Annotated in this window: 21 protein-coding genes; 6 read left to right on the top strand and 15 right to left on the bottom strand. The window is 71.7% G+C overall.

Annotated features, from left to right (window positions below; all coding sequences use genetic code 11):
* Positions 1 to 132: 132 nt before the first annotated feature.
* Positions 133 to 612: a general stress protein gene (locus tag ACFVTC_RS33080; protein WP_168530474.1), complete on the bottom strand. Its 480-nt coding sequence runs from the start codon at positions 610 to 612 to the stop codon at positions 133 to 135.
* A 223-nt stretch (positions 613 to 835) separates the two neighbouring features.
* On the opposite strand from ACFVTC_RS33080, the gene ACFVTC_RS33075 reads away from it, so the two are divergent.
* Positions 836 to 1009, top strand: a complete 174-nt coding sequence (locus tag ACFVTC_RS33075; protein ID WP_168530472.1) for a hypothetical protein — start codon at positions 836 to 838, stop codon at positions 1007 to 1009.
* Positions 1010 to 1113: 104 nt separating this feature from the next.
* Here the strand turns inward: ACFVTC_RS33075 and ACFVTC_RS33070 are convergent, their stop codons facing one another.
* The 3 genes from ACFVTC_RS33070 to ACFVTC_RS33060 all read right to left on the bottom strand — a co-directional run bounded on the left by ACFVTC_RS33070 (position 1114) and on the right by ACFVTC_RS33060 (position 7244).
* Positions 1114 to 2559, bottom strand: a complete 1446-nt coding sequence (locus tag ACFVTC_RS33070) for an aldehyde dehydrogenase family protein (protein ID WP_390132143.1) — start codon at positions 2557 to 2559, stop codon at positions 1114 to 1116.
* A gap of 429 nt (positions 2560 to 2988) precedes the next feature.
* The gene (locus tag ACFVTC_RS33065) at positions 2989 to 4647 is read right to left on the bottom strand and encodes a PucR family transcriptional regulator (protein WP_390132142.1); all 1659 of its coding nucleotides are present in this window, start codon (positions 4645 to 4647) and stop codon (positions 2989 to 2991) included.
* A 176-nt stretch (positions 4648 to 4823) separates the two neighbouring features.
* A complete protein-coding gene (locus ACFVTC_RS33060; protein WP_390132140.1) occupies positions 4824 to 7244 on the bottom strand; it encodes an ATP/GTP-binding protein in 2421 nt (806 codons plus the stop codon).
* 316 nt (positions 7245 to 7560) lie between these two features.
* Between ACFVTC_RS33060 and gabT the strand changes: the two genes are divergently transcribed.
* Positions 7561 to 8895: a 4-aminobutyrate--2-oxoglutarate transaminase gene (gabT, locus tag ACFVTC_RS33055; RefSeq protein WP_390132138.1), complete on the top strand. Its 1335-nt coding sequence runs from the start codon at positions 7561 to 7563 to the stop codon at positions 8893 to 8895.
* A gap of 170 nt (positions 8896 to 9065) precedes the next feature.
* Positions 9066 to 9959, top strand: coding sequence for a phosphatase PAP2 family protein (locus tag ACFVTC_RS33050; protein ID WP_390132137.1), 894 nt, complete (start codon positions 9066 to 9068; stop codon positions 9957 to 9959).
* Here ACFVTC_RS33050 and ACFVTC_RS33045 read toward each other — a convergent pair.
* The 8 genes from ACFVTC_RS33045 to ACFVTC_RS33010 all read right to left on the bottom strand — a co-directional run bounded on the left by ACFVTC_RS33045 (position 9898) and on the right by ACFVTC_RS33010 (position 19662).
* A complete protein-coding gene (locus ACFVTC_RS33045) occupies positions 9898 to 11727 on the bottom strand; it encodes a chitinase (RefSeq protein ID WP_390132136.1) in 1830 nt (609 codons plus the stop codon). The genes ACFVTC_RS33050 and ACFVTC_RS33045 overlap by 62 nt on opposite strands.
* 126 nt (positions 11728 to 11853) lie before the next feature.
* The gene (locus ACFVTC_RS33040; protein WP_390132135.1) at positions 11854 to 12309 is read right to left on the bottom strand and encodes a hypothetical protein; all 456 of its coding nucleotides are present in this window, start codon (positions 12307 to 12309) and stop codon (positions 11854 to 11856) included.
* Positions 12310 to 12508: 199 nt separating this feature from the next.
* Positions 12509 to 13927, bottom strand: a complete 1419-nt coding sequence (locus ACFVTC_RS33035) for an NAD(P)/FAD-dependent oxidoreductase (protein ID WP_390132134.1) — start codon at positions 13925 to 13927, stop codon at positions 12509 to 12511.
* 29 nt (positions 13928 to 13956) lie between these two features.
* Positions 13957 to 14757: an ABC transporter permease gene (locus tag ACFVTC_RS33030; protein WP_390132133.1), complete on the bottom strand. Its 801-nt coding sequence runs from the start codon at positions 14755 to 14757 to the stop codon at positions 13957 to 13959.
* Positions 14758 to 15681, bottom strand: coding sequence for an ABC transporter permease (locus ACFVTC_RS33025; protein ID WP_390132132.1), 924 nt, complete (start codon positions 15679 to 15681; stop codon positions 14758 to 14760).
* Positions 15681 to 16844 (bottom strand): ABC transporter ATP-binding protein, encoded by a 1164-nt coding sequence (locus ACFVTC_RS33020; RefSeq protein ID WP_390132130.1) that lies wholly within the window; start codon positions 16842 to 16844, stop codon positions 15681 to 15683. Before ACFVTC_RS33020 ends, ACFVTC_RS33025 begins: the two co-directional genes overlap by 1 nt.
* Complete coding sequence (locus tag ACFVTC_RS33015) at positions 16841 to 18088, bottom strand: PotD/PotF family extracellular solute-binding protein (RefSeq protein ID WP_390132129.1); 1248 nt, start codon at positions 18086 to 18088, stop codon at positions 16841 to 16843. The genes ACFVTC_RS33020 and ACFVTC_RS33015 overlap by 4 nt, the downstream gene beginning before the upstream one ends.
* A 53-nt stretch (positions 18089 to 18141) precedes the next feature.
* Positions 18142 to 19662 carry a gamma-aminobutyraldehyde dehydrogenase gene (locus ACFVTC_RS33010; protein ID WP_390132128.1) on the bottom strand — a complete coding sequence of 507 codons (1521 nt, stop codon included), beginning with the start codon at positions 19660 to 19662 and terminating at the stop codon, positions 18142 to 18144.
* Positions 19663 to 19869: 207 nt separating this feature from the next.
* Here ACFVTC_RS33010 and ACFVTC_RS33005 point away from each other — a divergent pair, with 207 nt between their 5' ends.
* Positions 19870 to 20433, top strand: a complete 564-nt coding sequence (locus ACFVTC_RS33005) for an NADAR family protein (RefSeq protein ID WP_390132127.1) — start codon at positions 19870 to 19872, stop codon at positions 20431 to 20433.
* Between the two features lie 46 nt (positions 20434 to 20479).
* Here the strand turns inward: ACFVTC_RS33005 and ACFVTC_RS33000 are convergent, their stop codons facing one another.
* Positions 20480 to 20779 (bottom strand): DUF4190 domain-containing protein, encoded by a 300-nt coding sequence (locus ACFVTC_RS33000; RefSeq protein ID WP_390132126.1) that lies wholly within the window; start codon positions 20777 to 20779, stop codon positions 20480 to 20482.
* 815 nt (positions 20780 to 21594) lie between these two features.
* Here ACFVTC_RS33000 and ACFVTC_RS32995 point away from each other — a divergent pair.
* Both ACFVTC_RS32995 and ACFVTC_RS32990 read left to right on the top strand, forming a co-directional pair.
* Entirely contained in the window at positions 21595 to 22644 is a 1050-nt protein-coding gene (locus tag ACFVTC_RS32995; protein ID WP_390132125.1) for an adenosine deaminase, read from the top strand.
* 124 nt (positions 22645 to 22768) lie between these two features.
* Entirely contained in the window at positions 22769 to 23467 is a 699-nt protein-coding gene (locus ACFVTC_RS32990) for a glycerophosphodiester phosphodiesterase (protein WP_390132124.1), read from the top strand.
* A 24-nt stretch (positions 23468 to 23491) separates the two neighbouring features.
* Here ACFVTC_RS32990 and sigJ read toward each other — a convergent pair whose 3' ends face one another.
* Positions 23492 to 24427, bottom strand: a complete 936-nt coding sequence (sigJ, locus tag ACFVTC_RS32985) for an RNA polymerase sigma factor SigJ (RefSeq protein ID WP_390132186.1) — start codon at positions 24425 to 24427, stop codon at positions 23492 to 23494.
* Between the two features lie 61 nt (positions 24428 to 24488).
* Positions 24489 to 25253 carry an SDR family oxidoreductase gene (locus ACFVTC_RS32980; RefSeq protein ID WP_390132123.1) on the bottom strand — a complete coding sequence of 255 codons (765 nt, stop codon included), beginning with the start codon at positions 25251 to 25253 and terminating at the stop codon, positions 24489 to 24491.
* Positions 25254 to 25310 lie beyond the last annotated feature (57 nt).

The following is a 25310-nucleotide window of genomic DNA, read 5'->3' as shown; positions in this document are numbered from 1 at the left end:
GCCTTCTCGGCCTTCTCAGTCGCTTCAGTCGCTTCAGTCGCTTCAGTCGCTTCAGTCGCTTCAGTCGCTTCAGTCGCTTCAGTCGCTTCAGTCGCTTCAGTCGCTTCAGTAGCCTACGTCGTCTCGGTGGCCTCAGCCTTCGCGCCAGCCGAGTTTGACGAGCAGGTTCTTCGCCTCTTCCGCGACCTCCGCCTGCGCGACCACGTCGTAGCGGGAGGCGACGATCTGGCTGCGGGACGCGAAGTCGCGGCGGCCTCCGGTGAACGCGTGGCCGGCGAAGCCGAAGAGCGCACCGAAGATCGCGCCGTAGAACAGGCCGCTGATCATCAGCACCAGGACGTGATGGTTGCCCGCGGCGAACAGCGACAGGAGCAGGCCGACGAGCAGCCCGAACCAGGCACCCGAGCCCGCGCCGGCCAGGGCCGCCCGGCCCCGGGTGAGCCGGCCGAGGACCGTCTCCACCATCCGCAGGTCGGAGCCGATGATCGCGGTGTGCTCCACCGGGAACTTGCTGTCGGAGAGGAAGTCGACCGCACGCTGCGCGCCCTCGTAGGTCGGATACGAGCCGACCACCGGCCGGTCGAGCGGCGCCGTGGGCGATTGCTGGATCATCACAGGGCTCCCTTTCTCACCGTCCCCGTCGAACAGCCTGCTGTGAGGCGGTCACCCCCGCAAGGCGGAGCGGGCCGGCCGGCGTAGGTCACCGCGTCGACCGCGTCGAGGGGGGCCGCTTCTCGGCGTACCCGTGCCCGGCGAGCGGGGCGAGGGACGATCATCGCCTCGGACACGAGCCGGCAAGCCCCCCGTTGTCATACCCCCGCCGTACGGTGTGGGTATGTCGTACTCCCCCGGGCCTGACGGCCAGGTGCCGCACGCCCTTGACCAGGTCAACGACCGTATCCGTCACTTGATGACCGAGCCGGCGAGCTCCGCGCGCGCCGAGGAGTACCAGGAACTGCTCTCGCTGTGGTCGGCCCTCTCCCGCGACGACGTGGCAAAGGCGGCCTGACCAGGATCCGGACCGGGCGCCCGCGACCCGGCCCTCCGGACGCGCCGACGGCCGGAGCCCCCGCACAGGTGGGCTCCGGCCGTCGGCGATCGTTCGGGCAGCGCTCAGAGCGCGAGGCCCGTCAGCACGAGGACGCGCTCGTAGGTGTAGTCGTCCATCGCGAACTTCACGCCCTCGCGCCCGACGCCGGACTGCTTCACCCCGCCGTACGGCATCTGGTCGGCGCGGTAGGACGGCACGTCGCCGACCACGACACCGCCGACCTCCAGCGCCCGGTGCGCGCGGAACGCACTCTGCAGGTCATGGGTGAACACACCCGCCTGCAGGCCGTACTTGGAGTCGTTGACGGCGGCGAAGGCGGCTGCCTCGCCGTCCACCTTGCGCACGGTGAGGACCGGCCCGAAGACCTCCTCGCAGGAGACGGTGACGTCGTCCGGCACGTCGGCGAGAACCGTCGGCGCGTAGGAGGCACCGTCGCGCTCGCCGCCGGTGAGCAACGCGGCACCCGCCCGGACCGCCTCGTCGACCCACGACTCGACACGCTTGGCCGCGTCCTCGCTGACCAGCGGGCCGACGTCGGTCTTGTCGTCCGACGGGTCACCGGTCACCTGGGCCTCGACGGCGGCGACGATGCGCGGCAGCAGCCGGTCGTACACGGACGCGTCCGCGATCACCCGCTGCACGGAGATGCAGGACTGGCCGCCCTGGTAGTTCGAGAAGGTGGCGATCCGGGTCGCGGCCCAGTCCAGGTCCTCGTCGCTCGCCCAGTCGGCGAGCACGACGGCCGCGCCGTTGCCGCCCAGTTCCAGGGTGCAGTGCTTGCGGGGCACCGAGTCCATGATCGCGTAACCGACCTTCTCGGAACCGGTGAAGGAGATCACGGGCAGGCGCTCGTCCTGGACGAGGGCGGGCATGCGGTCGTTGGAGACCGGCAGGATGCTCCACGAACCGGCGGGCAGGTCCGTCTCGGCGAGCAGGTCACCGATGATCAGGCCCGACAGCGGCGTGGCGGGAGCCGGCTTCAGGATGATCGGCGCGCCGGCCGCGATGGCCGGGGCGATCTTGTGGGCGCACAGGTTGAGGGGGAAGTTGAACGGCGCGATGCCGAGGACGACGCCCTTCGGGAAGCGGCGGGTCAGGGCGAGGCGGCCCTGGCCGCCGAGGTCGGTGTCCAGGCGCTGCGCCTCTCCGCCGTTGAACCTGCGGGCTTCCTCCGCGGCGAAACGGAACACCGAGACCGCGCGGCCGACCTCGCCGCGGGCCCACTTGATCGGCTTGCCGTTCTCGGCGGAGATGAGCTGCGCGATCTCCTCGGTGCGCTCGACGAGGCGGCGGCTCACGTGGTCGAGGGCGGCGGCGCGGACGTGGGCGGGGGTGGCGGCGAACTCGTCGAGTACGGCGTACGCGGCGGCGACGGCCTCCTCGACCTGGGCCTCGGTCGGGACGCTGACCTGGGCGACGAGCCGGCCGTCCCACGGCGAGGTCACGTCGAAGGCGGTCTCGCCGGTGGCCTGGCGGCCGGCGAGCCAGAAGGCGGTGGTGGAAGTCATGTCGAGTTCCGGGCCCTTCCGAGGTTGAGGAGTCCTTGGCTTTCTTGGTCCACGGTAGGGCCGGGGTGGCGGAGGGGTGTTTGTCCGGGGCGTAGCAGTCGCCCGGCGGGGTACGCCGCTTTGTCCCGGTGACCGAGGGGGGTTTCGCCCCCGCCGCCCCTACCCGACCCATCCCGTACCTGGGGCTCCGCCCCAGACCCCGCCAAGGGGCTGCCGCCCTCTGGACCCCCGCTTCGCCCGGAGGGCTCGTCCTCAAGCGCCGGAAGGGCTGGAGACCCGCGCCCGCACTGGAGACGAGGGCGCGGGCTGATGGTTCCGGCCGGGGGTGAGTCCTTCAGCCCCTCCGGCATCCGAGGACGAGGCCGTCCAGGCCGCACGGGGGTCTGGGGGCGGAGCCCCCAGGTAGGGGCGGCCGGGTGGCGGAACCCCCTATTCGACGGCGGCGGCCGTCGTCTTCAGGGCCAGCCAGAGTTCCATCCGTACATCCGGATCGTCGAGGGACCTCCCGAGGATCTCCTCGACCCTCCGCATCCGGTAACGCAGCGTATGCCGGTGCACACCGAGGTCCGCGGCGGCCGCGTCCCACTGCCCGTGCCGGGACAGCCAGGCACGTAGTGAGGCCACCAGATCGCCCCGCCCGGTCGCGTCGTGCTCGTACAGCGGCCGCAGCAACCCGTCGGCGAACGCCCGTACCGCGTCGTCCGCGAGGAGCGGCAGCACCGACCCCGCGGCCAGTTCCTCGTGCTCGACCAGGGAACGGCCCCGCCGCCGGGCGACGGACAGCGCCTGTTCGGCCTGCTTGTAGGCCCCGGCCGCGGCGATCGGCCCGGCCGGGGCGGACAGACCGACGACCAGCTCGGCCTCCTCGGCCGCCGGCTGCTCCCGGCCCCCGGTCCGCGCGGCGTCCAGGGCGAGGGCGTACTCCCCGCACGCGGCAACCGCCGCGCCTCCGTCCACGGCGAGCACGACCAGTCGCTCGCCGTCGGGCACGACGAGCACGGACTCGCCGGAGCGGGCGGCGGCCGACTCCACGATCTCGGCGAGCCCGCCGAGCGGGTCGCCGTTCGTGTCCGGTACCGCGACCTGGGCCTTGGACGGCTTCGCCGCGGCGACCCTGGCGTGCCCGTCGGCGTGCGCCCGCGCCGCCGAGGCGGACGCCGACTCCGCGAGGATGAGCCGGAACGGCGCGTCGAGCAGTTCCCCGTACAGGTCCCCCGCCACGGTCCGGGCGTGCTCCGGCTGGCCGGCGAGCAGCATGCGCAGCACCGCCGCGCCGATCCGCTGCTCGGCCGCGTGCAGCGGCCGTGACCGTTCGGTGGTCAGGGTCAGCAGCGCGATCGCCGAGTGCACGGCGTACCGCTCGGCGGTGCCGAGGGCCGCGGCCGTACCGACGGCGAGCGCGGCGCGGGGCCTGCGTCCGGTCCCGAGGGAGTGCAGTTCGACGCGGTCCTCGCCGCCCACCACCGAACTCGCGGGCGCGGGGCGTTCGCGCAGCCGCTCGACGTCCGGGGTGAGCCGTCCGGCCCGCCGTCCGGCCCACTCGGGCGCGGCGGCGACGACGGCGCCCGAGGCGTCGTACAGCGCGGCCCAGCCGTCCACCTGTCCGGCGAGCGCGGCGAGCAGTCCCTGGGGGCCGTCGCTCAGCGCCTGCTTGGTCAGCTCGCGCTGGGCGGCGAAGCCTGCGGTCACGGCCCGGTACTGGTCCGCGGCGATCGCGGCCGACACGGCCTTGCTGATCGCCAGGAACGGTGTGCGCCGGGGCACCTCCAGCAGCGGGAGCCCTTCCTCCTCGGCCGCGTCGACGAGTGCCTTCGGGGTCTCCTCGTAGTTGACGCCGACGGCGAAGCCCAGGCCGACGACCCCCGCTCCGGCGAGCCGCTTCACGTACCGCCGCATGGCGTCCGGGTCCTCCGCGTCCAGCGTGAGCGCGGTGATGAGCAGCAGCTCCCCGCCCTCCATGTACGGCACGGGGTCGGCGAGCTCGCTGACATGCGCCCAGCGGACGGGCACGTCCAGTCGGTCCTCGCCGGCCCGCACGGTCAGCTTGAGCGCGGAGTGGTGGACGAGCGAGGCGAGCGTGGGGGGCATGAGGCCTTCAGTCGGTGTGATCTCTGTGATCTTTTGGCCGGAGTGTATGAACGGCCTGTGTCGATTCTGCCTCACCGTACGGTCGTCGCGTGAGTTCCTGTCCCTACGTCCTGGTCAGCGGGTCCGTATGCGTATGTCCATCCGGTCCCTCCGTGCGTCACGCCCGGTGGTGCGGGTCAGCCGCCCAGGTCGACCAGCAGGGGCGGGGCGTGTTCGCCCTTCACGCTGGTCAACGACAGCACCGCGTGGCCGGGCGGCACCGCGTGAGCCAGTTCGGACGCCGACCAGTGCTCCCGCTCGACCTGACGCACGGTGACGGCGTCCGTGGTCACGGCCTTGCCGGTCACCAGCTTGCGCAGGGCGTGGATGGCCCGGGTCATGGGCTGATCGGCGAAGACGGTGTGCTGGGCCACATCGCGTGCTTCCACCCACTCGGTGCCCCAGGACTCGGCGAAGCGGCCGCCGTCCCACGTCGTGACGCCGGAGAAGGCCATACGGCAGCCGACCGCTCCGTACAGGGGCCCGTGCAGTGCCTCGGGGATGTCCCCGATGGTCCGCAGGGCGAGCACCACTCCCGCGTTCTGCGCCCGGAAGCCCTGGATGCGGCGTACCGTCCCAGCGGTCAGCGCCCCGGTCGCGTCGTCGAGCACCAGGCAGGCGAAGTGCCCGCGCTCACCGCCGCCGCGGACGACGGTGGCGAACTGGGCGAGCAGCAGCCGGGTGATCAGCTGGGACGCCTCTTCGTACCCGCGCTCCGGGAGATCGATCCGAACGCGGAGCGGGTGATGGGCGACCGCCCGGAGCGAGAAGGGCCGGGCGCTCCCGCCCGCGCCGAAGAAGTCCGAGAAGACGGGCCGGTCCAGAAGCGCCAGACGGTCGGCCAGAACGGGGCCGGGGTCGTTCGAGCCGCCCTTCTGCCGCAGCCGCGCCTCCAGTTCACGGAGCATCGCGGGGTGCCCCCCGGCCGACAGTCCCTGCCGCAGCGGCTCCACTACCGCAGGTACTCCTTCGAGCAGTTCGCGCAGCACGGGAATCGTCGGGAAGGTGCCGTGCAGGGTGCGGTAGGGGCCGAGCAGTTGGGCGAGGGCGGTGGCGGCGCGCCGGACGTCGACGCCGTCGACGCTCCCGACCAGGCCTTCGGCGAGAAGTGCCGCCGCTTCGTCGGAGTCGTCGCAGTCGGCGTACAGGTCCAGATCATGGACCGACTCGGGGTCGCCGAGCTTCACGACGACGTCGTACGACGTGTCCGGGCCGACCGGTGTCCCGGCGGCCGCCACCGCGACGACGGCGCACCGCGCGGTGAGGGCCTGCAGCCCGAGCGATTCGACGACAGGGCGTACGAGGTGGCGGGTCTTTCCGGAACCCGCCGGTCCGACCGCGAGGAGCGAGGTGCCGAGTGTCGCCGGGTCGAGGGCGGCACCCGCTCCGGAGTAGGCGAGCGGAGTGCGCTCCCGGGCGACCCACCGGCCGAGCCGCACCTGGGCCGCGAGCAGGTCGTGCGGGGCGGCGCGGGAGGGCAGATCGCGGGCTCCGGAGGGGTGGGTCCAGGCCGCGGCGCCCCGGCGCAGCACGGTGTCGCTGAAGACGGCCAGCCGTCCGTCCCGCTTCGCCGAGGTCCAGGCACGCAGAATCCTGGCGCAGTCCACGTCGTTCATTCGTTCGCTCAGTACCTCGGAGGACAGGAGGTCCGCCGCCTTGTGCTGTCCGGTCGCCCTCAGCTCGGGCCACTCGGCGGGAGCGCCGGACGCTCCCGGGGGCTCGGCCGAGGGCGCCGGTGCGGCCGCTGGAGCCGACCGGGAGCCGAACCGTTCCCTGGCGAGCGGCCACCATCCGCCCAGCTTGGCGAAGGGCAGCAGGACCAGCACGGTGATCACCGTGTAGACGCCGTAGGTGAGCGTCGCCGACCGGAACACCTCGTGACCGCCGGCGATCAGCGCCACGAGGGACAGCACCGGATCGACGATCGGCAGGGGGTCCCACCCGACGCCGGGAAAGGCTTCCGGCCAGACGAGGGTCAGGGTCACCAGAGCCGCCACGGCCGCGATGACGGCCCGGCCGGGCTGCGCGCGCCGGACGACGAAGTGGTGGGCGATCTCGCGCCAGCTTCCGAGACGGCCCATCGCGTAGATCAGCGCGCCGAAGAACAGGCCGTTGTAGAGGACGATGGCGTCCTCGCCCTGCCATGATTTCGGGGAGGTCGTCCCGCCCCACCACCAGCCGTCCGGCGTGAACAGCTTCAGCACGACCAGCTGATAGGGAATGTGCCCCCGGCGCCACAAGGACCAGACGACGAGCCCGATCACCAAGGGGATCGCGAGGCCGACGATCGTCACGGACGAGAGCCGCTTCCGGTCCCTCGACGCCCGGGGGGCGACGTATCCGTACCGCCAGATCCCGAGGGCGGCGTCCGGGCGCGGCTCGTTGAGCCAGTCGCTCACGGCGGGCCGGGGCACCGGCGGCCGGCCCGGCATGGGCGGCGGTCCCGGGGGCCTGGGCGGAGCGCCTCCGGGAACGGCGGGAATGCCGGGGGGTGCGGCCGGACGAGGCACGGGATCGGCATGCGTGCCACGTGCGTCGCGCGTACCGTCGAAGTCCATCGTGTGCGCCCCCTGACCAGCCAGACCGCTTGTCGCTCCAAGGCCAATCTAGTGGTCCTACGGGGTGAGTTCACCGTTTACACGGCCCGGTCCGCCGCGGGGGCGGGCCACCGTGCCCGCACTCCTCCATGTCCGCCGCCATGTCCACATGTCCACCACGGACAAGCGGTCCTTCCGACAACGCCCACATGGAGCATGCCCACCCCCCAGGACCGGCCCTAGCCTGCGAAGAAAGAAGTCAAGCGTCCGAAAACACCCGCCCGGCGCCCCGTCCGCCGGGGACCGTCCGGTTCGCAAGATCATCAGGGAGCCCCTCATGACCGCACTTCCGCAGGAGCGCCGCGTCGTCACCGCCATCCCCGGCCCGAAGTCGCAGGAGCTGCAGGCCCGCCGTACCGCCGCGGTCGCGGCCGGCGTGGGCTCGGTGCTCCCGGTCTTCACCACGCGCGCCGGCGGCGGCATCATCGAGGACGTCGACGGCAACCGCCTGATCGACTTCGGCTCCGGCATCGCCGTGACGTCGGTCGGCGCGAGTGCCGAGGCCGTCGTACGCCGGGCCTCCGCCCAGCTCCAGGACTTCACCCACACCTGTTTCATGGTCACGCCGTACGAGGGCTACGTCGCCGTCGCCGAGGCGCTGGCGGAGCTGACGCCCGGCGACCATGCCAAGAAGTCCGCGCTGTTCAACTCGGGCGCCGAGGCCGTCGAGAACGCCGTCAAGATCGCCCGCGCCTACACCAAGCGCCAGGCGGTCGTCGTCTTCGACCACGGCTACCACGGCCGGACGAACCTCACGATGGCGCTGACTGCCAAGAACATGCCGTACAAGCACGGCTTCGGACCCTTCGCGCCCGAGGTCTACCGGGTGCCGGTGGCCTACGGCTACCGCTGGCTGACCGGCCCGCAGAACGCCGGCGCCGAGGCGTCCGCGCAGGCCATCGACATGATCAACAAGCAGATCGGGGCCGACAACGTCGCCGCGATCATCATCGAGCCGGTGCTCGGCGAGGGCGGCTTCATCGAGCCCGCGAAGGGCTTCCTGCCGGCCATCAGCCAGTTCGCCAAGGACAACGGCATCGTCTTCGTCGCGGACGAGATCCAGTCCGGCTTCTGCCGCACCGGCCAGTGGTTCGCGTGCGAGGACGAGGGCATCGTCCCCGACCTGATCACCACCGCCAAGGGCATCGCGGGCGGTCTGCCGCTCGCCGCCGTGACCGGCCGCGCCGAGATCATGGACGCCGCGCACTCCGGCGGCCTGGGCGGCACCTACGGCGGCAACCCGGTGGCCTGCGCGGGCGCGCTCGGCGCGATCGAGACCATGAAGGAGCTCGACCTCAACGCCAAGGCGAAGAACATCGAGTCGGTCATGAAGGCCCGGCTGGGCGCCATGGCCGAGAAGTTCGACATCATCGGCGACGTCCGTGGCCGCGGCGCCATGATCGCCATCGAGCTGGTGAAGGACCGCGCGACCAAGGAGCCGAACCCGGAAGCGACCGCCGCGCTCGCCAGGGCCTGCCACCAGGAGGGCCTGCTGGTCCTGACCTGTGGCACCTACGGCAACGTCCTCCGCTTCCTGCCCCCGCTGGTCATCGGCGAGGACCTCCTCAACGAGGGCCTCGACATCATCGAGCAGGCCTTCTCCCGCGTCTGACGTCACCGCCGCACCCGCACCGGAACCCGGCAGGCCGCCGACGGCGGATTCCGCTTCGTTCCGCGGCGGGTGCGGCCGGGGGCAGAGCGTGTGAAGAACGTGTGCGAGGTGGATGACAGGACGCGTTTGCGACTGTCGGTGCCGCATCCCCTGCCGTAGGTTCTACCCAGATGAGAGAAACACCCCGCCCACAGGGGACTGTGGGCGACACAGGGTCGAGGCTTCCCCAGCTTCACCCTGGTCGTGCCCTCGCGCACACACCCGGAGCTTCCGGCTCCGGATCTCCTCACCGATCGGACAGTCGCCCGCCCCAAACCCCCCGGGGCGCGCGACGATCCGATCCGGTCGGCCACCCCGGAACCACCCCCCCTGTTCCGGGGTGGCCGACCTTCCTCCCGCACCTCCCCGGCCTCCTGTGGCTGCTCGGCCTTCCGGCCGCCCTCTTCGCGCTGATCACCTGGCAGGTCGCGGCCCACGGCCCCCTCGCCCGCGCGGACGAGCGCCTCAGCCGCTCCCTCGTGCACCCGGACCGCGTCTCCGAACTCCTCGCCGACCTGGGCGGCGTCCCCGTCGCGGTACCGGTGCTGGCCGTCGTCCTCGGATACGTGGCGCTGTCCGCCCGCGCCGCCGGGCGCGAACGCTGGTGGCTGCCCTCGGCCGTCGCCGCGGGGCTGATGGCGGTCGTCCCGGCGGTGATCGTGCCGCTGAAGGAACTGGTCGCCCGCCCGGGCCCACCGGTCATGGGCCCGGGCACGGGCTTCTACCCCTCGGGTCACACCGCGACGGCCGTCGTCGCCTACGGCTGCGCCACCCTGCTCCTCCTCCCCCGCCTCCGTACCGCCCGCGCCCGCCGCGGGCTGCCGGCGCTCTGCCTCGCCCTGAACCTGGCCGTCGCCTTCGGCCTGGTCCGCCGCGGGTACCACTGGCCGCTGGACGTTTTGGCGAGCTGGTGCCTGGGCGCCGTGCTGCTCACGGTGTGGGCCCTGTTCCTCGACCGGAGCCTCAGCCGAAGTAGCCGTCGAAGTTCCGCTGGAACTCCCAGCCCGCGAACCGGTCCCAGTTGACCGACCACGTCATCAGGCCGCGCAGTCCGGGCCAGGTGCCGTGGGTCGCGTACGAGCCGCAGTTCGTCCGCTTCGTCAGACAGTCCAGCGCCTTGTCCGCCTCCGCCGGTGACACATAGCCGTTGCCCGCGTTCACCGAGGCCGGCATGCCGATGGCGACCTGGTCGGGACGCAGCGGCGGGAAGACGTTGCCGGTGTCCCCCGCGACCGGGAAGCCGGTCAGCAGCATGTCGGTCATGGCGATGTGGAAGTCGGCGCCGCCCATGGAGTGGTACTGGTTGTCGAGGCCCATGATCGGGCCGGAGTTGTAGTCCTGGACGTGCAGGAGCGTGAGGTCGTCGCGCAGCGCGTAGATCACCGGGAGGTACGCGCCGGCCCGCGGGTCCTGGCCGCCCCACTTGCCCGTGCCGTAGTACTGGTAGCCGAGCTGGACGAAGAAGGTCTCCGGCGCCATCGTGAGGACGAACCCGGAGCCGTACTTGGCCTTCAGGGTCTTCAGCGCGGAGATCAGGTTCACGATCACCGGCGTCGTCGGGCTCCTGAAGTTCGTGTCGTTCGTGTCCAGCGAGAGCGAGTGCCCCTCGAAGTCGATGTCCAGGCCGTCGAGACCGTAGGTGTCGATGATCTTCGAGACCGAGGAGACGAAGGTGTCGCGGGCGGCCGCGGTGGTCAGCTGGACCTGGCCGTTCTGGCCGCCGATCGATATCAGCACCTTCTTGCCGGCGGCCTGCTTGGCCTTGATCGCCGCCTTGAAGTCGGCGTCGCTCTCGACCGTGGGGCATTCGGTGACCGGGCAGCGGGTGAAGCGGATGTCGCCGGACGTGGCCGAGGTCGGTTCGCCGAAGGCCAGGTCGATGACGTCCCAGCTGTCGGGGACGTCGGCCATCCGGGTGTAGCCGGAGCCGTTGGCGAAGCTCGCGTGGAGGTAGCCGACGAGGGCGTGCGGGGGAAGCCCGGTCGAACCGCCGGAGCCGGCGGACGTCGTCGCCGTCACCGTGGCCGACCTCGCGGACTCGCCCGCGTCGTTCGTCGCGGCGACCTGGAAGCCGTACGCCGTCGAGGGCGTGAGACCGCCCGCGGTGGCCGACGTCCCGGTGGCCGTCTGGACCCTGGCCCCGTCCCGGTAGAGGACGTAGCCCGTCGCACCGGCCACCGGCGACCAGGACAGGGCGACCGTCGAGGACGTGACGGTGCCGGCCGTCAGGCCGGTGGGCGCGGCCGGGGGCTGCCCCGCGTCGGCGCCGGGGCCGACGAGGGAGACGTCGTCGGCGTAGTACGCGCCGGTGCCGTACCAGCCGTGGGTGTAGATGGTGACCCGGGTGGTGGCCGGGCCGGTGCGGAAGGTGGTGGTCAAGCGCTGCCAGTCGGGCGCGGACTGGGTCCAGGCGGAGACGTCGGTGGTGCCGGTGCCGCTCGCTCCGAGGTAGACGTAACTGCCCCGGACGTATCCGGCGAGGGTGTACGAGGAGTCGGGTCTGACGGTCACCGTCTGCGAGCACTGCGCGTTGTCGCTGCCGGCCGGGGTCGCCTGCAGCGCCGAACCGCCGCTCCGCACGGGTGTTCTCACGACCGCGCCCGCCGTACAGGTCCAGCCGTCGAGGCCGGTCTCGAAGCCGCCGTTCCTGACCAGGTCGGCGTCGGCCGCGTGGGCGGCCGGCGAGAGCGCGGCGAGGCCGGGCAGCGCCAGCACGGTGGCCGTGCAGACGGCGAGCAGCCTCCGGCGCAGCGGGAGTGGTCTGTTGGGGCCCCTGTGTTCAGTGCGTTCCACAACTGCCTCCAGGCATGGGGGAATTCAGGAGGGTGGAGCGCGCCCAACTTGGTCCAGACCAATCCGGTTGTCAAGACCTCTGCCGATCGGCGCGGCTTCCGCGGGCGGCCGGGTCCGTTCCCGTCGTCACTGTCGGTCCTCGCTTCCGGCGAGACCCGCGGCGGCCTCGTGCATGGCGAGTTCCAGCAGCGCCGGATCGGTGAGCGTTCCGGTGCCGTCCGGCGGGACCAGCCAGCGGACCCCGCCGGTCAGCCGTCCCGGGTACGGCACCACGATCCAGGTGCCGTGCCCCGCCGTGCGCACTCCCGTGCCGAGCCAGCGCGCGGCGGTGCCCGGCGGCACGAAGAAGCCCATCCGGGAGTCGCCGAAGTCGACGAGCACCGGGCCCGGCTGGTCGATGACCCGGGTGAGCACGTCGAGCGTGGGGTAGCCGAGCCGGCCCGGCAGGATCAGTACGTCCCAGAGCCGGCCGGCCGGCAGCAGCGCGATCCCCGCCGGATTGCGCTCCCATTCCCAGCGGCAGGCCCCGGGATCCGGTGCCACGGATGCCAGCCATTCGACCGCCGTCTTGGCCCCTGTCATGGCGGTACCTCCCTCTCTCCTCATGTCGACGCCGGTCGCGTCAGAAGGGAGAGGGAGGTTCGGGCCGGGCATTACGCGGGTTCGGCCATCCGGTGGTGGTGAACCGGATCACAGTGGGTGAGCTGGGCGCACGCCTGTGGACCAACGGCGCTCCGAAGCGCCCCGGTGATCAGCGGGCCGGTGGTCACCGGCCCGGACCTCAGCTGTCGAAGCCCAGCCCCAGCCTGTCCATGGCCCTGAGCCACAGATTGCGCCGCCCGCCGTGCGCGTCCGCCCGCGCCAGCGACCACTTGGTGAGCGCGATGCCCGTCCAGGCGAACGGCTCGGGCGGGAACGGCAGCGGCTTCCTGCGGACCATCTCCAGCTCGGTGCGCTCCGTGCGCTCCCCCGCCAGCAGGTCGAGCATCACGTCCGCGCCGAACCGGGTCGCGCCGACCCCGAGCCCCGTGTAGCCGGCCGCGTACGCGACCCGGCCCCGGTGCGCGGTGCCGAAGAAGGCCGAGAACCGCGAGCAGGTGTCGATCGCGCCGCCCCACGCGTGGGTGAAACGGACGCCCTCCAACTGCGGGAAGCAGGTGAAGAAGTGGCCGGCGAGCTTCGCGTACGTCTCCGGGCGGTCGTCGTACTCGGCGCGCATCCGGCCGCCGTACGGGTAGATCGCGTCGTAGCCGCCCCACAGGATCCGGTTGTCGGACGAGAGCCGGAAGTAGTGGAACTGGTTCGCCGAGTCCCCCAGCCCCTGGCGGTTCTTCCAGCCCACGGAGGCCAGCTGGTCGGCGGTCAGCGGCTCGGTCATCAGCGCGTAGTCGTAGACCGGGACGGTGTACGACCGCACCCTCCTGACCAGGTTCGGGAAGATGTTGGTGGCGAGGGCCACCCGCCGGGCCCGGACGGAGCCGTAGGGGGTCCGCACGGCCATGCCGGCGCCGTGCGCCCTCAGTTCGAGCGCGGGGGTGTGCTCGTACACCCGCACCCCGAGCCGGAGGCAGGCGCGCTTCAGACCCCAGGCGAGCTTCGCGGGGTGCAGCATGGCCACGCCGCGTCGGTCGTACAGGCCGGCCAGGAAGGTCGGCGAGTCGATCTGGTCCCGGACCGCCGCGGCGTCCAGGAACTCCACGCCGTCCGCGAGACCCCGGCCGCGGAGTTCCTCGTACCACTCCCGGAGTTCCTCGGCCTGGTGCGGCTCGGTGGCGACGTCGATCTCGCCGGTGCGCTCGAAGTCGCAGTCGAGACCGTAGCGGGTGACGGCCTCCTCGATCGCGTCGAGGTTGCGGGCGCCCAGTTCCTCCAGCTTCCCGATCTCGTCCGGCCAGCGCGTGAGCCCGTTGGCCAGGCCGTGGGTCAGCGACGCGGCGCAGAATCCGCCGTTGCGGCCCGAGGCGGCCCAGCCCGCCTCGCGGCCCTCCAGGAGCACCACCTCGCGCCCCGGGTCGCGCTCCTTGGCGAGCAGCGCGGTCCACAGTCCGCTGTAGCCGCCGCCGACGACGAGCAGGTCGCAGCTCTCGGCGCGGGTGAGGGCGGGCTCGGGGTGGGGCCGGCCGGGGTCGTCCAGCCAGTACGGAACGGGCTGGGCCTCGGAAAGAGACGTGGTCCAACGGGTCATGGCGCTCGGGGCCATGATTTCAACTCCCCACGGATTGATTGCGCTTATGCCTTCTGCCTGTTGCGGCGATTGCCTACGACCATTCCGACCAGGACGAACAGTACGGCGACGATGAACATGGCCGTACCGATGACGTTGATCTGAACGGGTGTTCCACGCTGCGCCGAACCCCAGACGAACATGGGGAAGGTGACGGTCGAGCCCGCGTTGAAATTGGTGATGATGAAATCGTCGAAGGAGAGCGCGAAGGCGAGCAGCGCGCCCGCGGCGATCCCGGGGGCGGCGATGGGCAGGGTGACCCGCAGGAAGGTCTGCACCGGACCCGCGTACAGGTCCTGGGCCGCCTGCTCCAGGCGCGGGTCCATCGACATCACGCGCGCCTTGACGGCGGTCACGACGAAGCTGAGGCAGAACATGATGTGGGCGATCAGGATCGTCCAGAAGCCCAGCTGGGCACCCAGGTTGAGGAAGAGCGTCAGCAGCGAGGCGGCCATCACGACCTCGGGCATCGCCATCGGCAGGAAGATCAGCGAGTTCACCGCGCCGCGCGCCCGGAAGCGGTAGCGGACCAGCGCGAAGGCGATCATCGTGCCGAGGACGGTGGCCCCGAGGGTCGCCCAGACGGCGATCTGGAGGCTGAGGGAGAGCGACCCGCACATGTCGGCGACCCCGCACGGATCGCGCCAGGCGTCCGTGGAGAACTGCTGCCACTCGTAGTTGAAGCGGCCCTTCGGTTTGTTGAAGGAGAACACCGTGACGATCACGTTCGGCAGCAGCAGATATCCGAGGGTGACCAGTCCCGCGATGACGACGAGATTCCTCTTGAACCAGCGTACGAAGGCCATTTAGACCAGATCCTCCGTCCCGGACTTGCGGATGTAGAGCGTGACCATGATGAGGATCGCGGCCATGAGGATGAAGGAGAGCGCCGCGGCCGTCGGATAGTCGAGGATCCGCAGGAACTGCGTCTGGATGACGTTGCCGACCATGCGGGTGTCCGTGGAGCCGAGCAGGTCCGCGTTGACGTAGTCGCCGCTGGCCGGGATGAAGGTGAGCAGCGTGCCGGAGACGACTCCGGGCATCGACAGCGGGAAGGTGACCTTGCGGAAGGTGGTGAACGGCTTCGCGTACAGGTCGCCCGCCGCCTCGTGCAGCCGCCCGTCGATGCGCTCCAGCGAGGTGTAGAGCGGCAGGATCATGAACGGCAGGAAGTTGTACGTCAGACCGCAGACCACCGCGAGCGGGGTGGCCAGCACCCGGTCGCCCGCCGTGAACCCGAGCCAGTTGGTGACGTCCAGGACGTGCAGCGTGTTGAGGGCGCCGACGACCGGGCCGCCGTCCGCGAGGATCGTCTTCCAGGCGAGTGTGCGGATCAGGAAGCTGGTGAAGAACGGCGCGATGACCAGGACCAGCACGACGTTGCGCCAGCGGCCCGCCCGGAAGGCGATCAGGTACGCCAGCGGGTACCCCAGCAGCAGGCACAGGATCGTGGCGGCGCCGGCGTAGAGCACCGAGCGCAGGAACTGCGGCCAGTAGTCGGACAGCGCGTTCCAGTACGTCTGGAAGTGCCAGGTGACCTTGAAGCCCTCCTCCAGGGAGCCCGTCTGCACGGACGTGGAGGCCTGGTAGACCATCGGCAGCGCGAAGAAGACCAGCAGCCACAGGATGCCGGGCAGGAGCAGCCAGTACGGGACGAGGCGGCCGCGTCTGCGGGGCGGCTTGCTGTCCGGCTGCGGCGCGCGGGGCGGCGCCTCGGTGACGGTGGCCATCAGGCGGCCTCCTCCTCGACGCTCTCCACGCCCGCGTCGATGTCCTGCGCCGCGTCCAGCCCGAAGGTGTGCGCCGGGCTCCAGTGCAGGACGACGTCGGCGCCGGGGGCGAGCCGGGGGTCGCGGTCGATGTTCTGGGCGTAGACCTCGAACTCGGGACAGACGGCGCTGTCGATGACGTACTGCGTGGAGACTCCGATGAAGCTGGAGTCGGCGATCTTGCCGGTGATGCGGTTGCGGCCGGCCGGGATCTCGCCGGCGTCGTCGGCGTGGGTGAGCGAGATCTTCTCGGGGCGCACACCGACCAGGACCTTGCCGCCGGTCGTCGTGGGCGCCGCGCAGCGGGCCTCGGGCAGCACGAGCTTCCCGCCGCCCGCCTTCAGCACGATGTCCTCGCCGTTGCGGGAGTCGACCTCGGCCTCGATGAGGTTCGAGGTGCCGAGGAAGTTCGCGACGAAGGTGGTGTTCGGGTTCTCGTAGAGATCGGCGGGGGCGCCGAGTTGCTCCACGCGGCCCGCGTTCATCACGGCGACCGTGTCGGCCATGGTCATGGCCTCCTCCTGGTCGTGCGTGACGTGCACGAAGGTGATGCCGACCTCGGTCTGGATGCGCTTGAGCTCCAGCTGCATCTGACGGCGCAGCTTGAGGTCGAGTGCGCCGAGGGGCTCGTCGAGGAGCAGCACCTTGGGGTGGTTGATCAGCGCGCGGGCCACCGCGACGCGCTGCTGCTGGCCGCCGGAGAGCTGGTGCGGCTTCTTGCGCGCCTGCTCGCCGAGCTGGACGAGGTCGAGCATGTCGCCGACCTGCTTCTTCACCGACTTGATGCCGCGTCGGCGCAGGCCGAAGGCGACGTTCTCGAAGATGTCGAGGTGCGGGAAGAGGGCGTAGGACTGGAAGACGGTGTTCACCGGCCGCTTGTAGGGCGGCAGGTGGGTGACCTCCTGGTCGCCGAGGAACACGGTGCCGGAGGAGGGCTCCTCCAGTCCCGCGATCATGCGCAGGGTGGTGGTCTTGCCGCAGCCGGAAGCGCCGAGCAGGGCGAAGAACGAGCCCTGCGGCACGGTCAGGTCGAGCGGTTGCACGGCGGTGAAGGAGCCGTAGGTCTTGCTGATTCCGGAGAGGCGGACGTCGCCGCTGTTGTCCGTGGTGTTCATCGTCGTCACGCCCCTGTGAGCTTCGCGAACTTCTGCTGGTAGGCCGTCTCTTCCTTCGAGCTCAGTGAGCGGAAGGCATGGGACTTGGCCTGCATGGCCTTGTCGGGAACGATCAGCGGGTTGTCCGCCGCCGACTTGTCGATCTTGGCGAGATAGGGCTGCACTCCCGCGACCGGGCTCACGTAGTTGATGTAGGCGGCGAGTTCGGCGGCCGGCTCCAGCTCGTAGTAGTAGTCGATGAGCCGCTCCGCGTTCGTCTTGTGACGCGCCTTGTTCGGGATGAGCATGTTGTCGGTCGACGTCATGTATCCGCTGTCGGGGATCACGTAACCGACGTCGGGGCTGTCCGCCTGGAGCTGCACGATGTCGCCCGCCCAGGCGACGCACGCGGCGAAGTCGCCCTTGCTGAGGTCGGACGTGTAGTCGTTGCCGGTGAAGCGGCGGATCTGCCCCTTGTCGACGGCCTTCTGGAGGCGGGCGATCACCGCGTCGTAGTCGTCGTCCGTGAACTTCGCCGGGTCCTTGCCCATGTCGAGCATGGTCATGCCGACGCTGTCGCGCATCTCGGTCAGGAAGCCGACCCGGCCCTTGAGCTTGGGGTTGTCGAGCAGGTCGGAGACCGACTTCACCTCGACGCCGTCGAGCGCCTTCTTGTTGTACGCGATGACGGTCGAGATGCCCTGCCACGGATACGAGTAGGCGCGCCCGGGGTCCCAGTCGGGGGCGCGGAACTGGTCCGACAGGTTGGCGAAGGCGTGCGGCAGGTGGGACGGGTCCAGTTTCTGGACGTAGCCGAGCCGGATCATGCGGGCGGCCAGCCAGTCGGTGAGCACGACGAGGTCCCGGCCGGTGGCCTGGCCCGCGGCGAGCTGCGGCTGGACCTTGCCGAAGAACTCGTCGTTGTCGTTGATGTCCTCGGTGTACTTGACCTGGATTCCGGTCCGCTTGGCGAAGGCGTCGAGCGTGGGACGGTGCTTTCCGCTGTCGTCCGTGTCGATGTACTCGGGCCAGTTGGAGAAGTCGACGACCTTCTCCTTCGCCGAGTGGTCGTCGGCGGACACGCCGCCCTGTGTCTTGCCCGCGGCGGGGATCCCGCAGGCGCTCAGCGCCCCGAGTCCCCCCACCACGAGCGCGCCGCCCGCGGAGGCGCGCAGCAGGGAACGGCGGGTCATGGCGGCCCGTCCGGTGCGGAAGCTGCGCCGCACGGCGGCCGCTTCGGCCGGTGTCAGGCGGTCGGGCTCGTACTGCTTCATGCGCGTGCTGCCCTTTCGGGAGGTCTCGGCCACGGACGGGGCGGACCGTTCTGCTAGCGGTCCCCGAAGATCGTGCGGTGCCAGTCCTTCCTGGCCACCGCGGTGTTGTCGAACATGACGTGCTTGATCTGGGTGTACTCCTCGAACGAGTACGCCGACATGTCTTTGCCGAAGCCGGACGCCTTGTAACCGCCGTGCGGCATCTCGCTGATGATCGGGATGTGGTCGTTGACCCAGACGCAGCCCGCCTTGATCTCGCGGGTCGCGCGATTGGCCCGGTACACGTCCCGGCTCCACGCGGAGGCGGCGAGACCGTACGGGGTGTCGTTGGCGAGCCGGATCCCTTCGTCGTCGCTGTCGAAGGGGAGCACCACCAGGACGGGACCGAAGATCTCGGACTGCACGATCTCGCTGTCCTGGGGGGCGTCGGCGACGAGGGTGGGCCGGTAGTACGCGCCGGCCTTGAGTTCCTGCGGGATCTCCCCGCCGGTGACCACGCGCGCGTAGCCGCGGGCCCGGTCGACGAATCCGGCCACCCGGTCGCGCTGCGCGTGCGAGATGAGCGGGCCGAGGTCGGTGCCGGCGGCGAACGGGTCGCCGAGGCGGACGCTCGCCATGAGGTCGGCCGCCTGGCGGACGAACTCCTCGTAGAGGGGCCTTTGCACGTACGCGCGGGTGGCGGCCGTGCAGTCCTGCCCGGTGTTGATGAGCGATCCGGCGACCGCGCCGTGCACGGCCGCCTCCAGGTCCGCGTCGTCGAAGACCAGGAAGGGGGCCTTGCCGCCCAGTTCCAGGTGGAGCCGCTTGACGGTCGCGGTGGCGATCTCGGCGACGCGCTTGCCGACGGCGGTGGACCCGGTGAAGGAGGTCATGGCGACGTCGGGGTGGCCGACGAGGTGTTCACCCGCGTCCCGGCCGGCTCCCGTGACGATGTTGATCACACCGTCCGGGATCCCCGCCTCCGTGGCCGCCTCGGCGAACAGGAGCGAGGTCAGCGGGGTGAGTTCGGCCGGCTTGAGGACGATCGTGTTGCCGGCGGCGACGGCGGGGAGGATCTTCCAGGCGGCCATCTGGAGGGGGTAGTTCCAGGGCGCGATGGAGCCGACGACGCCGATGGGTTCACGGCGTACGTAGGAGGTGTGGTCGCCGGAGTACTCGCCCGCCGACTGGCCCTGCAGATGCCGGGCCGCGCCCGCGAAGAACGCGGTGTTGTCGATGGTGCCCGGGACGTCGAACTCCCGGGTGAGTTTCAGCGGCTTGCCGCACTGGAGGGACTCGGCCCGCGCCAACTCCTCGGCGCGGTCGGCCAGTACGGCGGCGAATCGGTGGAGGGAGTCGGAACGCTCGCCGGGGGTGGCGCCGGCCCAGCCGGGGAACGCGGCGCGGGCCGCGGCCACGGCCGCGTCCACGTCGGCGGTGCCGGCCAGTTCGTACGTGTAGACCTCGTCGCCGGTGGCGGGGTCTACGACCGCGTGCGTGCGACCGGAGGTGCCCTTGGCCGGCCGGCCCGCGATGTACTGCGCGCCGTCGGCGAAACGGTCCTGCGCCTGGAAGCGATGGCCCGGATTGTGCATGTCGCTCTCCTCCGCCGTCCGCCCCCTTGCCGCGGGGTCGGCGTGGCTCCAGCTCGATTTGAGTGCCGATCCTGACAGAGCAAAGGGACTCCAACAAGTGATTCCGTTGTTGCCTTTTGGTTACGCGACGGAATCTGTCGACCAGGTGTCGAGTCCCCACGGAAAAGGGAGGACGGAGTGTCAGTGGTGGATGCCAGACTCGCGTGCATGGGGAAGATCGATTCTTGGGAAGCGCTGGTCAGCGCGGTCGACTCGGGGACACGCGTCAAGTACCTGCACTTCTGGGGGCACCGGCCGCGGCGGGACGGCCGGATGGGCACGGGCTGCCTGAGCCAGTGGTGGCCGTCACCGTTCGTGGTCGACGGTGTCTCCTACGCGACCGCCGAGCACTGGATGATGGCGGGCAAGGCCCGGCTTTTCGGGGACACGGCGGCCGAGCGGCGCGCGCTGGAGGCGCCGAACCCGGCCCTCGCCAAGAAGGCGGGCCGGCTCGTGCGGGACTTCGACGACTCCGTGTGGGAGCGCGAGCGGTTCGCCGTCGTGGTCGAGGGCAGCGTCCACAAGTTCGCCGCGCATCCCGATCTGCGCGCGTTCCTGCTGGGCACGGGTGAGCGGGTGCTGGTGGAGGCCAGCCCCATGGACCGCGTGTGGGGCATCGGGCTCGCGGCGGACGACGAACGCGCGTCGGATCCCGAGCGCTGGCGGGGACCGAACCTGCTGGGCTTCGCCTTGATGGCGGCGCGCGAGCGGCTCGCGGGGACGGGCGGCTGACGGGCGCCGCCCACCCGCTGGGCAGGGACGGACGCGGCAGTCCGGTTCAGCGTGGCACGACGAGCGAGGTGGAGTACCCGTCGTCGCCGGTGAACGGGGAGTCGTCGCCACCGTCGTCCGGGAGGAAGAAGAAGACCACGATCATCCCGATGCTCAGGGCGATGCCGACCGCTCCGCAGATGATCCCGGCCAGGGCCTGCCCCGGATTCGTCGCCTCGCCCCGGCGGGCCCTGCGGCGGCCCACCACACCGAAGATCACACCGAGGACGCCGAGCACGAAGGCCACCGGCCAGAGGCAGAACACCACGGCCGAGATGATGCCGACCACCAGCCCCGCGGTGCCCATGCCGTTGCTGGGGGGGGAGGGGCATCGCCGGCCAGCCGTAGCCGGTCGCGCCGGGATATCCGGGGACACCGGGGTAGCCGGGAGCGCCCTGGTGACCGGCGCCGGGCGGACCGTACGGTGAGTAGCCGTAGCCGTAGCCGTACGGGGCCTGGCCGGGGCCCTCGGGACCGATGGGCGGTGGCGGAACCGGCTCCCCGGCGCTCGCGCGCGGGTACGGGGTATGGCCGGCAGGAGGCGCGAAGGGGTTGTCCCAGGGCGCGGCGGGAGGGCCGGCCGCGCCGGGGTACGAGACCATCGTCGGCTGCTCGTGCACCGAGGGCGACGCGGGGTGCGCGGGAGCGCCGCCGAAGCGGGACGGGGCCGGGTCCGCGGGCGGGGCCCAGGGGTTCGGCTCCTGCGCGAGGGCGGCGGGGGCCGCGTCCGCGGGGGGCCGGTCGGCCGGGGCGGCCCGGCCGGGGCGGGGGGCCTTCGTGCCGTCGTACGCCGGGACCGGGGGCCCGGAGGGGAAAGCGGGTGCGACGCCCGCCGCGGGTATCGCGTCCTCGGGGTCCGCGGCCGGTGCCGCGTCGGCCGGCCGAGGCGGCGTGGCCCCGTGGTCCGGGGACGCCCACGGCGTCCCGGCGGCGTCCCGCGGGGCCTGTGGCGCCTGCGCCTCGTCGGACATGGGTCCCCCTCTGTCGTGCGTTCCGTCATGCTACGGGCCCGGCCCCACACCGCGCGGGCCGCCGCCTACGATGATCCCCGAGTCATCGATCAGCCGATCACCCGCGTCCCCCGACCCCGCTCCGGGGACGCCGTTCCCGGGGAGGGACCCCTTGACCGATCACCGCGACGCCCGCGATCTGCACGCCTTCATCGCCGGACTGCCCAAGGCCGAACTGCATGTGCACCACGTCGGATCCGCCTCGCCGCGCATCGTCTCCGCCCTCGCCGCCCGTCACCCCGACTCCCGGGTGCCGACCGACCCGGAGGCGCTCGCGGACTACTTCACGTTCACGGACTTCGCGCACTTCATCGAGGTGTACCTGTCCGTCGTCGACCTCGTGCGCACCCCCGAGGACGTCCGGCTGCTGACCTACGAGGTCGCGCGGGACATGGCCCGGCAGCAGGTCCGCTACGCCGAACTGACCATCACTCCTTACTCCTCCACCCGCCGCGGCATCGACGAACTCGCCTTCATGGAGGCGATCGAGGACGCCCGCAAGGCCGCCGAGGCCGAGTTCGGGGTCGTTCTGCGCTGGTGCTTCGACATTCCCGGCGAAGCGGGCCTGGAGGCGGCCGAGGAGACGGTGCGGCTCGCGACCGAGGACCGGGTGCGGCCCGAGGGGCTCGTCTCCTTCGGCCTCGGCGGGCCCGAGATCGGCGTACCGCGGCCGCAGTTCAAGCCGTACTTCGACCGGGCCGTCGCCGCCGGCCTGCGGTCGGTTCCGCACGCCGGTGAGACGACCGGGCCGGAAACCGTGTGGGACGCGCTCAACGACCTGCGCGCCGAGCGCATCGGTCACGGCACCAGCTCCGCCCGTGACCCGAAGCTGCTCGCGCACCTCGCCGAGCACCGCATCGCCCTGGAGGTCTGCCCGACCTCCAACATCGCCACCCGCGCGGTCCGCACGCTCGACGAGCACCCCATCAAGGAGTTCACCAGGGCCGGGGTCCTCGTCACCATCAACTCCGACGACCCGCCGATGTTCGGCACCGACCTCAACAACGAGTACGCGGTCGCCGCGCGCCTCCTCGACCTCGACGAACTCGGTCTCGCCGCGCTCGCCAAGAACGCCGTGGAGGCGTCCTTCCTCGACCCGGCGGGGAAGAGCAGGCTCGCCGAGGAGATCGACACCTACGCCTCGACGTGGCTCGCGCCCTGACCCGCAGACCCACCACACACCCGTCGAGGACCCACGGGCCCACTTCACGGTCGGACCCACTTCACGGTCGGACCCGTCGCACGATCTGGCCCACCACGTCACGGGCTCATTGCACAATGGGCCCATGCGCACCGTGACCGCCGTCGCCCATCGCGGCGACCCCTATCGCGTCCGTGAGAACACGATCGACTCACTGCGTTCCGCGCTCCACCGGGGCGCGGACGCGGTGGAGATCGACGTACGACTCACCCGCGACGGTGTCCCCGTGCTGCTGCACGACGAGACGCTGAAGCGGCTGTGGGACGTGGACCGGCCGCTTCGGGCGCTCTCCGCGGACGAGGCGCACGGCCTCACCGACGGCGGGGTGCCGACACTCGAGGCGGCCCTCGCGGCGACCGGCGACAGCCGGATCATGGTCGACCTGCCGGGCGGCCCCGACGCCGGGGCCGTGCGCCGGATCGTCGACGTCGTCCGCTCGTGCGGCGCCGAGGAGCGGGTGTACTACTGCGCGGGCGCCCCGGCCATGCTGGCGGTGCGCGCCGCCGACCCCGCCGCGGAGATCGCGCTGACCTGGACGACGCTCGCGCCGCCGCGCCCGGCCCTGCTCGACGCCGTACGGCCGCGCTGGCTCAACTACCGCTTCACACTGGTCGACCGGGACCTCGCCGCCCGGGTCCACCACGACGGCCGGCTGCTTTCGGTGTGGACCCCGGACACCCGGCGCTCCCTGCGACGGCTGCTCGGCATCGGCGTCGACTCGATCACCACGAACCGCGTCGACACCCTGTGCGCGCTGCGCGAGGGCCGGGCCGACCGGCGCTGAGCCGCCGTCGGCCCCCGCACCGGCTCAGGCCTGTACGTCGCCCCCACCGCCACGGCCACCGCCACCATCGGCATCGGCATCGGCATCGGCATCGGTCCACGCGTGCAGCTTGTCCGGGTTGATCACCAGCCACAGATCGGTGATTTGTCCGTCGCGCACGTCGGCGGCCACGACGGCGACGGTGGTGCCGGCGATGCGGACCGTCACGCCGGGAAGGCCGTTCACGTCCTCCTCGACGAGCTCCATCCCGGGCTCCTTGCGCATGAGGCCGAGGAAGAGGCGCGCCACCTTGTCGCGGCCGACGACCGGGCGCAGGGCCGCGCGCACCTTGCCGCCTCCGTCGCTGCGCGACTCGACCGCGGGGTCGAGGAGGGCGACGAGGGCATCGAGGTCACCGGTCTCGCACGCCGCGCGGAACGCGGAGACGACCTGCCGGTGTTCGTGCGACGGCCGACCGCCGGACCGCCGGTGGGCGAGACGTCTGCGCGCCGAGGCGGCCAACTGGCGGCAGGCCGCGGGGGTTCGGCCCATCGTCCCGGCGATCTCGGTGAACGGCAGGCCGAAGACGTCGTGCAGGACGAAGGCGACGCGTTCCGCGGGCGTGACCGTGTCCAGGACCACGAGCACCCCCATGCCGACCGATTCGTCGAGAGCGATCCGGTCGGCCGGATCGTCCTCGCCCGCCCGCCCCGCGCTGGTCCACACGGTGCCGTCCCGCAGGGGCTCGGGCAGCCACTCCCCGGTGTAGCGCTCCCGGCGGACCCGCGCCGAGGCGAGATGGTCGAGGCAGATCCGGGAGGCGACCCGCGTCAGCCACGCCAGCGGTGTACCGATCTCCCGCTGCGCCTCCTCGGACTGGGCGTACCAGCGGGCGTACGTCTCCTGCACGACGTCCTCGGCGTCCTGCACGGAACCGAGCATGCGATAGCCGAGGTTGAGCAGCCGCCGGCGTTCGGCCATCAGGGAGCCGACGGTGGGGTCGGGGTCCCGCTCGGGTCCAGGTGGTGTGGACACGGTGTCGTCAGCCTTCCTGGGCGACGTGCTGGGCGACGTACGAGGCGAGCCACGCGTCGAAGGTCCGGGTGCCCCGGGGCCCGGGGCCGGCCGGGAGCAGACCGTCGCCCGTCATGGCGGCGCCCGTGGCGCCGGGCATCCCCACCGGCAGCGCCAGCCGGCGCCGGCGCGTGGCCCGCAGCAGCCGGCCCACCATGTCGACGAGGTCCTCGACCCGCGGCCCGGCGAGCTCGGGGGCCATTCCCCGCGCCGGTGCCGTCACGAGCCGCACGAGGTGCTGGGCCACCTCACGGGCCGCGACCGGCTGCGTCCGCATCCGGGGCACCACCGCGAACGGCTTCGGGACGCGGTCGAGGGTCTGCTCCGCGAACTCGTGGAACTGGGTGGCGCGCAGCACCGTCCACGGGGTCCGCCCGTTCCTCACCACGTCCTCCTGACGCAGCTTGCCCTGGTAGTAGCCGAGGCCGACCCGGTCGGCGCCGACGATCGACAGCACGACGTGGTGCCGTACACCGGCCCGCTCACCGGCGTCCAGGAGGTTGCGGCCGACGCTGTCGAAGAACGAGACGGCCTTCCGCCCGCTCATGGTGGTCACGTTGCTCACGTCGACGACCGCGTCCGCGCCCGCGACGGCCGCGTCGAGTCCGGCGCCCGTCACGAGGTCCACGCCCCGCGACCTGGCCAGCACCACCGGCTCCTGCCCCGCCGCGGCCAATTCCTCGACCACGTACCGTCCGACCAGCCCCGTCCCGCCTGCCACCGCTACGCGCATGCCCTGCCTCCCACCTGTCCCCATGGTCCTCCGCGTCCACGTCCTCGTGCGCCGCCC

Source organism: Streptomyces sp. NPDC057950 (assembly GCF_042887295.1).
Lineage (GTDB): Bacteria > Actinomycetota > Actinomycetes > Streptomycetales > Streptomycetaceae > Streptomyces > Streptomyces kaempferi.
This window is presented reverse-complemented; position numbering and strand designations above follow the sequence as displayed.

Coding starts and splice junctions, on each gene's coding strand:
- ACFVTC_RS33080 (WP_168530474.1), bottom strand. CDS start 612: ATGATCCAGCAATCGCCCACGGCGCCGCTCGACCGGCCGGTGGTCGGC.
- ACFVTC_RS33075 (WP_168530472.1), top strand. CDS start 836: ATGTCGTACTCCCCCGGGCCTGACGGCCAGGTGCCGCACGCCCTTGAC.
- ACFVTC_RS33070 (WP_390132143.1), bottom strand. CDS start 2,559: ATGACTTCCACCACCGCCTTCTGGCTCGCCGGCCGCCAGGCCACCGGC.
- ACFVTC_RS33065 (WP_390132142.1), bottom strand. CDS start 4,647: ATGCCCCCCACGCTCGCCTCGCTCGTCCACCACTCCGCGCTCAAGCTG.
- ACFVTC_RS33060 (WP_390132140.1), bottom strand. CDS start 7,244: ATGGACTTCGACGGTACGCGCGACGCACGTGGCACGCATGCCGATCCC.
- gabT (WP_390132138.1), top strand. CDS start 7,561: ATGACCGCACTTCCGCAGGAGCGCCGCGTCGTCACCGCCATCCCCGGC.
- ACFVTC_RS33050 (WP_390132137.1), top strand. CDS start 9,066: ATGAGAGAAACACCCCGCCCACAGGGGACTGTGGGCGACACAGGGTCG.
- ACFVTC_RS33040 (WP_390132135.1), bottom strand. CDS start 12,309: ATGACAGGGGCCAAGACGGCGGTCGAATGGCTGGCATCCGTGGCACCG.
- ACFVTC_RS33035 (WP_390132134.1), bottom strand. CDS start 13,927: ATGGCCCCGAGCGCCATGACCCGTTGGACCACGTCTCTTTCCGAGGCC.
- ACFVTC_RS33030 (WP_390132133.1), bottom strand. CDS start 14,757: ATGGCCTTCGTACGCTGGTTCAAGAGGAATCTCGTCGTCATCGCGGGA.
- ACFVTC_RS33025 (WP_390132132.1), bottom strand. CDS start 15,681: ATGGCCACCGTCACCGAGGCGCCGCCCCGCGCGCCGCAGCCGGACAGC.
- ACFVTC_RS33015 (WP_390132129.1), bottom strand. CDS start 18,088: ATGAAGCAGTACGAGCCCGACCGCCTGACACCGGCCGAAGCGGCCGCC.
- ACFVTC_RS33010 (WP_390132128.1), bottom strand. CDS start 19,662: ATGCACAATCCGGGCCATCGCTTCCAGGCGCAGGACCGTTTCGCCGAC.
- ACFVTC_RS33005 (WP_390132127.1), top strand. CDS start 19,870: ATGGGGAAGATCGATTCTTGGGAAGCGCTGGTCAGCGCGGTCGACTCG.
- ACFVTC_RS33000 (WP_390132126.1), bottom strand. CDS start 20,779: ATGGGCACCGCGGGGCTGGTGGTCGGCATCATCTCGGCCGTGGTGTTC.
- ACFVTC_RS32990 (WP_390132124.1), top strand. CDS start 22,769: ATGCGCACCGTGACCGCCGTCGCCCATCGCGGCGACCCCTATCGCGTC.
- sigJ (WP_390132186.1), bottom strand. CDS start 24,427: ATGGCCGAACGCCGGCGGCTGCTCAACCTCGGCTATCGCATGCTCGGT.
- ACFVTC_RS32980 (WP_390132123.1), bottom strand. CDS start 25,253: ATGCGCGTAGCGGTGGCAGGCGGGACGGGGCTGGTCGGACGGTACGTG.